Consider the following 5900-nt stretch of genomic DNA (forward strand, 5'->3'; position numbering starts at 1 on the left):
TGGCGGCGAAGAATTCGTCGGTGGCAAACAGGGCCTGCGCGCCCAGCCGCGGATCGGCCAGGTTCACGTAGCGGCGCACATACTCCGGTGCGTTCGGGTCGAGGGTGACGACTGCCATGGATTGGTCCTTGATAGGGATGATGCGGGCGCGGCGCCTGCTACAGCCGCCGCGCCATCGCGTGGTTGATTGATATTATGCGCGCACGAGGTCCCGCAAACGCAGCAAGGCGATACGGAAAATCTGCCGCAGGCATTCCTCGATTTCCTGCTCGCGGCTATGCGTAAGCCGCTGCGTGAAGTTCTCGATGATGCTGTGCCGGGTATGGTCGCGCACGGCCAGAATGAACGGGAACCCGAATTTCTCGCCATAGGCCTGGTTCAATTGCTGCAGTTGCGCAAACTCTTCCGGAGTGCACTGATTCAGCCCTGCGCCGCTCTGTTCGCGCGTCGACTCGGCCGTCAGCTCGCCACGCACGGCCAGCTTGCCGGCCAGCTCCGGGTGCGCACGGATCAGTTGCAGTTGCGCCGCCTCACCGCCATCGCGCACCGCCCGGCACATGATTTCGTGCAATTGCTCGACGCTGGCGAACGGCCTCTGGCGCCATGCGGCATCGGCCACCCAGGGCGAATGCTCGAAAATACCGCCCAGGGCGGCCACGAAGTCGTCCTTTGGCAGGACGCTGAGTTGTTCCAGCGTGGTCATCACGATCGGGGCATTCATGCACGACCCTCCTGCGCCTGCGCTTGATACGGGTGACGCGCCTGCCAGTGACGGGCGATGTCGATGCGGCGGCACACCCAGACGCGGTCGTGCCGCTCGATATGGTCGAGAAAGCGCTGCAACGCGCGAAAGCGCCCGGGACGGCCGAGCAGTCGGCAGTGCATGCCGATCGACAACATTTTCGGTGTCTCCTCGCCTTCGGCATACAGCACGTCGAACGCGTCGCGCAAATAGGTGAAAAAGTGATCGGCCGTATTGAAACCCTGCGGTGCGGCAAACCGCATGTCGTTGCTGTCGAGCGTGTAGGGCACCACCAGATGGGGTTTGCGCTCGCCACCGCTGACTTCCACCTCGGTCCAGAACGGCAGATCATCGCCGTAGTTGTCGGCGTCATACGCAAAGCCGCCATGCTCGACCACCAGCCGGCGGGTATTCGGGCTGTCGCGCCCGGTGTACCAGCCCAGCGGCGCCTGGCCGGTCATGTGCTTGATGATCTCGACGGCCGCCCGCATGTGCTCGCGCTCGGTCGCCTCGTCGATTTTCTGGTAATGAATCCAGCGCAAGCCATGGCAAGCAATTTCGTGCCCAAGCTCGACGAAGGCCTGCGTGGCCTCCGGATTGCGCTGCAATGCCATGGACACACCGAAGATCGTCAGCGGCAAGCCGCGCCGCTCGAACTCGCGCAAAATCCGCCACACCCCCGCCCGCGAGCCATATTCGTAGATCGACTCCATGCTCATATGGCGCGCCTCGTATGCCTCGGCGCCGATGATTTCCGAGAGAAACTGCTCGGAAGCGCGGTCGCCGTGCAGCACGCAATTCTCGCTGCCCTCTTCGTAATTGAGCACGAATTGCACCGCGACGCGGGCCTTGCCCGGCCAGTCGGCGTGCGGAACGTGGCGGCCGTAGCCAATCAGGTCGCGCGGGTAGTTTTTATCGTAGGCCATATCAGTCGGGGGTCCTGGGAGACGCAAATGGTTTGAGGCAGTTTAGCGAAAAGCGCATTGCCAAGACATAGCACAGGACGGATATTGAGTCTTTGCGCCAGCATATAGTGGGCCGATCCGGCAGGATCGGCCCACTCCGCTCAAAACGCATGGCGTATGCCAACATTCGCGACGACCTGGCTTTGCCCGGCCAGGCCGTCACCGTAAAAGGACTCCGCCGAATTGTGGCGATTTTTCAGCAGACCGAGATTGGCGAAAATGCCGGTCTGTTTCGACAGGCTGTAGTCGGCGGTGAAACGACCCGCCACGGCACTGTCGCCGTTGCCGAACTGCTTGCGATAAATCGTATCGGCCGACAGCGTCAACGCGCCGCTGGCGTAATAGTCCATGCCCACGTCGTACACGGCGGCGTGCAACGCCGCGCCGCTGGCGTCCGGATAGCCGCTATTGCCAAAGCCCAGCCGCACCCGTACCCGCCCGAACGAATAGTTGGCGCCGAGCTCCCACAGTTCGGACGAAAATGGCGTCAGCGCGTCGTGCCGGTGGTGGTAGACCGCTCCCAGGTTGAGCGGCCCGCTGGCGTAGCTCAGCGCAGCCTCATAAACGCTGTTCGATGCGACGCTGCCCGGCACATTGCCAAAACCATACAAACCGGAGGCGCGCAGGCCGGCCCAATCGGGCGATTGGTATTTCACGGCGTTGTCGACCAGATCGCTGACCTCGTCGAAACCCGTCAGGCGAAATACCGACAGGTTATACCCCCCTCGGAAAAACGGTCCGACCATGGTGCCGTCGCTCAGATTCCACTGCCGCCCGAGCGTGACGGTGCCAAACCGCTCGCTTTGCAGCCCCACATATGCGCCGCGATTGAAAATACCGGTGCCGGCAAAGCGCCCATTGGGGACGTCGAACCCGGACTCGAGCGTGTAGACGGCGCTCAATCCGCCGCCCAGATCTTCGCGCCCCCTCAAACCAAAGCGCGAAGTGCCCCACGAGATGCCGTCGCCCAGGGCCAGCATCGAACCGCTGGTGCCGGTCGCCCTGTCATAGACATTCGAGGCCGACACAATCCCGCTGTCGATAAAGCCGTACAACGTAACGCTGCTTTGTGCATGCGCCGTGGCGAAGGCGCAAGCGCAGACCGCCGCCGCAAAAGGCAGTTTCTTGTTCATCGATGTTCTCTTATTTTGAAATGTTGGCCGGCTCGGTGAACCGGCGACGCTCAGGCCGCATTCAGCTGGTTGGCTTGGCCCGCATAAACCTTGGGCAGCGGATAGGCGAAATCCCCCCGCTTGCTGGTGCGCAATCCCATGGCCACCAGCGCCTCGACCTGCTTGACGGCGGCCACCACTCCCTCCACCACCGGCGCGCCGATCTCGCGGCCAATGCTCTCGCACAACTCGGCCATGCCGGCACAGCCGAGCACGATGACCTCCGAGCCGTCTTCGGCGAGCGCGCGCCGGCATTCGTCGGTAATCAGGCGGCGCGCATCCGACAGGGGGTTTTCCAGTTCCAGCACCGGTATATCGACCGCCCGCACGTTGCGGCAAAAACGCTTCATGCCGTAGTTCTCGGCCAGATGCCAGGCCATGCCGCAGGTGCGCGCCAGCGTCGTCACCACGGAAAAACCCGTGCCGAGCATACTGGCGGCATGCATGGCCGCCTCTGCGATTCCCAGCACCGGCCCGCGGGCCAACTCGCGGGCGGCATACAGCCCCGGGTCGCCGAAGCAGGCAATCACGTAGCCGTCGTAACCCGCATTCTCGCCGCGCTTGATTTCGGCGAGCAGCCCGGGCAACGCCATGGCCTCGTCGTAGTAGCCCTCGATCGAAGCCGGGCCTGTCGCCGGGCTGACCGCGTCGACCTCGGTGCCGGGGGCGACGACCCGGCGGGCGCAACGGCCCATCGCCTCGGTCATGCTGACGGTCGTATTGGGATTGATCAGTTTGATACGCATGTCGATGCTCACACCGCAGGTTGTGCACGCCGCGCGTTGGCGCAGAACAGGTAATAGAACAGGCCGCCGCAGAACAGGCCGATGAACCAGGAGAAATTCGCCAGCGGCCCGAGCGCCGGCACCAGCACGCAGGTGGCCGACGTTACAGCGGCCAGCACGGTCGCCGCGACGGCCGCGCGATTGACGCCGTTGCTGTACCAGTAGCGCTTGCCGGGCTCCATCGAGTACATATCGTCGACGACAACCTGCTGTCGTTTGATCAGGTAGTAGTCGATGATCAGGATGCCGTACAGCGGCCCGATGAAGCTGCCGAGCATGTCGAGCGTGTAGTGAATCACGGCCGGATTGTTGAACAGATTCCAGGGCGTGATGAACACCGAGCCGACCGCCGCGATCATGCCGCCCGCACGCCAGCTGATATGGCGCGGCGCAACATTGGAGAAATCGAACGCCGGCGAGACGAAGTTGGCGACGATATTGATGCCGATCGTGGCAATCATGAAGGTCAGTGCCCCGAGGATGACAGCGGTCGGGCTGTCAATGCGGCTCACGGTCTGCACCGGGTCGGTAATCAACTGGCCGAACACCGGCAGGGTCGCCGAGGTGGTAATTACCGTGACGAGCGAGAACGCCAGGAAATTGACCGGCAATCCCCAGAAATTGCCCACCTTGACCGAACGGAAACTTTTGCCATAGCGGGAAAAGTCGCCGAAATTGAGCATCGGTCCGGAAAAATACGACACTACCAGCGAGATGGCCGTGATCATCACCGGCACCGCGTGCCAGCCTGAGTACTTCACCTCGCCCAGATTCAGGCCGATGTTTTTCCAGCCCGCCTTGTAGACCATCCAGCCGGCCAGCACGAACATCACCGCATACACGGCCGGGCCGGCGAAGTCGATGAACTTCTTGATCGTCTCCATGCCGTTCCAGAAGACCAGCGCCTGCAGCACCCACAGCACCCCGAAGCCCGCCCAGCCCAGATACGACAGGCCGACGAAGCCGAAACGGTGAACATCGGCGTAGGGTGCGAGTGTCGGCGCGAATTTGAGCAGCACCACCACGAACGCGGCCGAGGCGAGATAAGTCTGAATGCCATACCACGCCACGGCGATCAGACCACGAATAATGGCCGGCAAATTCGCCCCCAATACGCCGAATGAAATCCGGCACATGACCGGATACGGCGTGCCGGTGGCCTGGCTCGGCCTGGCCACCAGATTGCAGAAGAAGTTGACGATACCAATGCCGACCAGCAGCGCAACCAGCACCTGCCAGCTCGATAAGCCCAGCGCAAAAAGGCTGCCGGCAAACACATAGCCGCCCACGCTGTGCACGTCCGACATCCAGAACGCAAAAATGTTATAGGCCCCCCAGTGCTGATCCTGCAAAGGCGCCAGATCCGCATTGGTCAGGCGCTCGCTGTAGCCGGGTGGCGGCACGTAGCCGCTGTCGTGCGTCGCACTCGCCTGCGCCCCCGCGGCGCCGACCAACTCCGCCACGACAGGCGGACTGCCGAATTGCTCTTGTTTCATCGTCGTCTCCATAAGCCCCTCCTTGGGTGTTCGCCGCATCGCGCCCCATCGGGCCGTGCGGATTTTTCTTGTGACGCGGGCTCCGGCGACTAACGGCCGGCAGCAAGCACGTCGGCCAGATCGACGGCCTGTTCGGCCGGCCGGTCCAGCATTTTCAATTCGCAACTCTCGAGATGCCGCTTCATCAGTGCAACCGCGCGCGCCGCATCGCCGATTTCCACCGCTCGCAGGATTTCCTCGTGTTCGTCGAACGAGCAGGGACTGCGGCCCAGTGATTCATACAGTGCCGAAATCAGCGTCGAACGCGTCACCAGCCCCGCCAGGCACTCCAGTAACACAGTGTTGCCGGTCATCTCCGCCAGCCGCACGTGAAACTCGCCCGAGAGGCGGATCCAGACAGGGAAATCGCGCGTCAGATAGGCGTCGCGCTCGCGCACGATCATCCCGGCGATCTCCCGCAAGCCGCTTTTGTGGCTGGCATGGCAAATCCGCTCGACGGCGGCGCCCTCGACGATCCGGCGCATCTCGAAGATTTCGTGAACCTCGCGCAACGACGGGCTGGCGACGAAAGCGCCCCGATTCGGCTCGATCGTGACGATCTTCTCCTGCTGAAGCATTGCCAATACCTGACGGATCGCTCCCCGCTTGACGTCGAAAACTTCACACAGCGCCGCTTCGGTCAGCTTGGTGGCTGGTGGTAGCCGGTGCTCAAGGATGGCATCGCGGATGCGCTGAGCGAT

6 protein-coding genes and 1 pseudogene are annotated in these 5900 nt (G+C 62.8%); all 7 read right to left on the minus strand.

Translation table 11 applies throughout. The annotated features are described in order from the left end of the window. A pseudogene (locus EPN80_RS20070) lies at positions 1-118 on the minus strand (allantoicase); the annotation flags it as partial. A 75-nt stretch (positions 119-193) separates the two neighbouring features. Next, the gene (gene uraD, locus EPN80_RS20075) at positions 194-721 is read right to left on the minus strand and encodes a 2-oxo-4-hydroxy-4-carboxy-5-ureidoimidazoline decarboxylase (protein ID WP_293031640.1); all 528 of its coding nucleotides are present in this window, start codon (positions 719-721) and stop codon (positions 194-196) included. Further along, positions 718-1668 carry an allantoinase PuuE gene (gene puuE / locus EPN80_RS20080; protein WP_293031642.1) on the minus strand — a complete coding sequence of 317 codons (951 nt, stop codon included), beginning with the start codon at positions 1666-1668 and terminating at the stop codon, positions 718-720. The genes uraD and puuE overlap by 4 nt, the downstream gene beginning before the upstream one ends. A gap of 140 nt (positions 1669-1808) precedes the next feature. Further along, complete coding sequence (locus EPN80_RS20085; RefSeq protein WP_293031644.1) at positions 1809-2840, minus strand: porin; 1032 nt, start codon at positions 2838-2840, stop codon at positions 1809-1811. A 50-nt stretch (positions 2841-2890) separates the two neighbouring features. Then, positions 2891-3625 (minus strand): aspartate/glutamate racemase family protein, encoded by a 735-nt coding sequence (locus EPN80_RS20090; RefSeq protein ID WP_293031646.1) that lies wholly within the window; start codon positions 3623-3625, stop codon positions 2891-2893. Positions 3626-3633: 8 nt separating this feature from the next. After that, positions 3634-5160 carry an NCS1 family nucleobase:cation symporter-1 gene (locus tag EPN80_RS20095; protein ID WP_293031648.1) on the minus strand — a complete coding sequence of 509 codons (1527 nt, stop codon included), beginning with the start codon at positions 5158-5160 and terminating at the stop codon, positions 3634-3636. 89 nt (positions 5161-5249) lie between these two features. Continuing rightward, a partial coding sequence (locus tag EPN80_RS20100; RefSeq protein ID WP_293031650.1) for a GntR family transcriptional regulator occupies positions 5250-5900 on the minus strand: 651 nt, incomplete at its 5' end.

This window comes from Pandoraea sp. (assembly GCF_004297875.1).
In the GTDB taxonomy this organism is placed as follows: Bacteria; Pseudomonadota; Gammaproteobacteria; order Burkholderiales; family Burkholderiaceae; genus Pandoraea.